The organism is Odoribacter sp. N54.MGS-14, assembly GCF_000980295.1.
GTDB lineage: Bacteria > Bacteroidota > Bacteroidia > Bacteroidales > Marinifilaceae > Odoribacter > Odoribacter splanchnicus.
Map to the genome: position 1 here is coordinate 1 of NZ_LARL01000133.1, position 2,326 is coordinate 2,326.

At 46.3% G+C, this 2,326-nt stretch carries 2 protein-coding genes; both read left to right on the forward strand.

Going from position 1 to position 2,326, the window contains the following annotated elements; all coding sequences use genetic code 11:
• Positions 1–120 precede the first annotated feature (120 nt).
• Positions 121–1,089 carry a penicillin-binding protein 1C gene (locus WS42_RS14510; RefSeq protein ID WP_286728739.1) on the forward strand — a complete coding sequence of 323 codons (969 nt, stop codon included), beginning with the start codon at positions 121–123 and terminating at the stop codon, positions 1,087–1,089.
• A 510-nt stretch (positions 1,090–1,599) separates the two neighbouring features.
• Positions 1,600–2,238 (forward strand): TetR/AcrR family transcriptional regulator, encoded by a 639-nt coding sequence (locus WS42_RS14520; protein ID WP_022159867.1) that lies wholly within the window; start codon positions 1,600–1,602, stop codon positions 2,236–2,238.
• Positions 2,239–2,326 lie beyond the last annotated feature (88 nt).

Sequence of the window (2,326 nt, forward strand, 5' to 3'; positions counted from 1 at the left end):
TTATTTTCTGCAAATTTACGCTCTTGGAACCATATAAACAACTGTACTACAATATTTTAATTTATAGAACTCCTCTATAATGACAGGGACGGACAATATTTTGACGGGGAATATTCCCGTTTGAAGGTTTGGGAGGAGTATAGCGGAGCGGAAGGACAAGATGAGGAAGAGAAAAAAATTAGTGCGGATCGGAGTGTATTGAAAGCTTCGGCGATCTGGCAGACCATGAAGGCTTTGGAGGAGGTGGAACGGCCGGAAATGGAATCGGGGTGGAAAAATTTTGTCTCGGCGATGAATCTGGCCTGGAAAACGGGAACTAGTTTTGGCTTCCGGGATGCTTGGGCGGTGGGAGTGAATCCCGAGTATGTGATCGGCGTTTGGGTAGGGAATGCCGACGGGGAAGGACGTCCGGGTTTGGTAGGGGTGAGAGCTGCGGCTCCGGTACTCTTTGAGGTCGCTGGTCTTTTGCCTGTGAACCGGCATTTCTACGAACCGGCCGAGGAGATGAAAGAGGTGGTCGTATGTCATCGGAGCGGTTACCGGGCTTCGGCTTATTGTGAGGAGACCGATACCATCCGGGTTTGTGCTGCCGGAAGCAGGACACAGGTGTGTCCTTACCACCGCTTGGTAAATCTCGATGCTACCGGAAAATGGCAGGTGACTTCGGATTGTGAGCCGATACACCGGATCAGGATACAGCCCTGGTTTGTGCTTCCACCGGTGCAGGAATGGTACTATTGCCGGACTCATACCGGATATCGCAGATTACCGCCTTATCGTCCGGATTGTCACCCTCAGGGGGAAGAGATGATGGAAATGATTTATCCCCAACGGGGAACCCGGGTTTTTATTCCCAGGGATTTCGGAGGGAAACCCGGACGTGTGGTTCTCGAAGCCGTGCATCGATCGGTTAAAGCCCGGATTTATTGGTATGTCGACGAGCAGTTTTTGGGTGTAACCCACTCCATCCATCAGCAAGAAGTATGGCTGAAAGAAGGTCGCCATACCCTGACGTTGATGGATGAAGAAGGCCATATTTTACAACAGGTATTCCGGGTGGTAGGGAAGGAAATTCCGGGCGGTGGTTAGCAATCACCCGATCCGGTTAATTCTGGCTGAGTTTAATGCCGGCGAACCAGCTACGGGGAAGGCTAGGGGCATAAATGTATCCGGTATCCCGGAATGTTCCCCGGCCGAAATCTCTCCGGTAGCTTTGAAAAATGTTTGGGATACCACAATTGAATTGAAAAACATAGTTTCTGCTAATGGTAAAATCGTAATTCAATTTAATGTTGGTATCGAAGAAATCTCCGCTTTTTTCAGTTTGTCTTTTTCCGATATATCTGATTTGAATGGAAATAGAAAAGTAAACGGGCAATGAAACGGTTTGAGCCCACTCCGAAATTTCGTGGAGGGTATCCCGTTGGCCGGGTTATCTTTTGTTATAGCATCTTTTTAATGCGAAATGCGATTATGAACACAAGGTCAGGAGAAGGAATTAAATTTCGTTAAATGCTTTGTCGCTTAAAATAAATCCCATAGTTTTGTACTAACAAAATTGTTTAATAATAATGTTCAGCCAAAGTGATTGTATAAAACATGGTAAAAAAAGAGACTGTCAAAACCGATACTGAAAGCCGCATTTTGCAGGCTGCGGAGGAGGAGTTCCTGTTGAAAGGGCTGGAAGGAGCCCGGACGACCGCTATCGCGGAACGTGCAGGTGTAACCCATGCTATGCTGCATTACTATTTCCGTACCAAAAACATGCTTTTTGAACGGATTATAGAAGAAAAGATGCGCAATGCGGGAAATATCATGCAGGCGGTTTTCGTGCTAGGGGACATGCCGCTTATGGAACGTGTCAAGCGTGGTGTGGAACAGCATTTTGATTTCATTGCAGCCAATCCGAACCTGCCACGTTTCGTCATTCAGGAGATTTATTCACATCCGGAGCGTCATGAAATTATGCGGTCGCAAGTCTTGACCATCACAAAGGATTGGCTTTGCGACCTTCAACGGCACATAGATGAAAGTGCCGCTACAAAAGCTACCGAATGGATAGATGCCCGGATGCTGCTACTCGACATTGTGTCGCTCAATCTGTTTGCATTTATCGGCTATCCCTTTGTCAGCTTGATGTTCGACGGACTAGTAACTGATAAAAAAGTCTTTTTTGAAAAACGAAAAGCGGAAAATGTAGAACTCATTATGAGACGCTTAAAAAAGATGGAGCCATGAAACGACTTATATGTAATAGTCAAGACTTGTTCTGACAGCTTGTTTAGTATCGGACAAAAAAACTGTCAGCTGTTTGTTGCGAAGTTAC

Excerpts from the sequence above, each read along its gene's own strand:
- WS42_RS14520 (WP_022159867.1), top strand. The coding sequence starts at position 1,600 with ATGGTAAAAAAAGAGACTGTCAAAACCGATACTGAAAGCCGCATTTTG.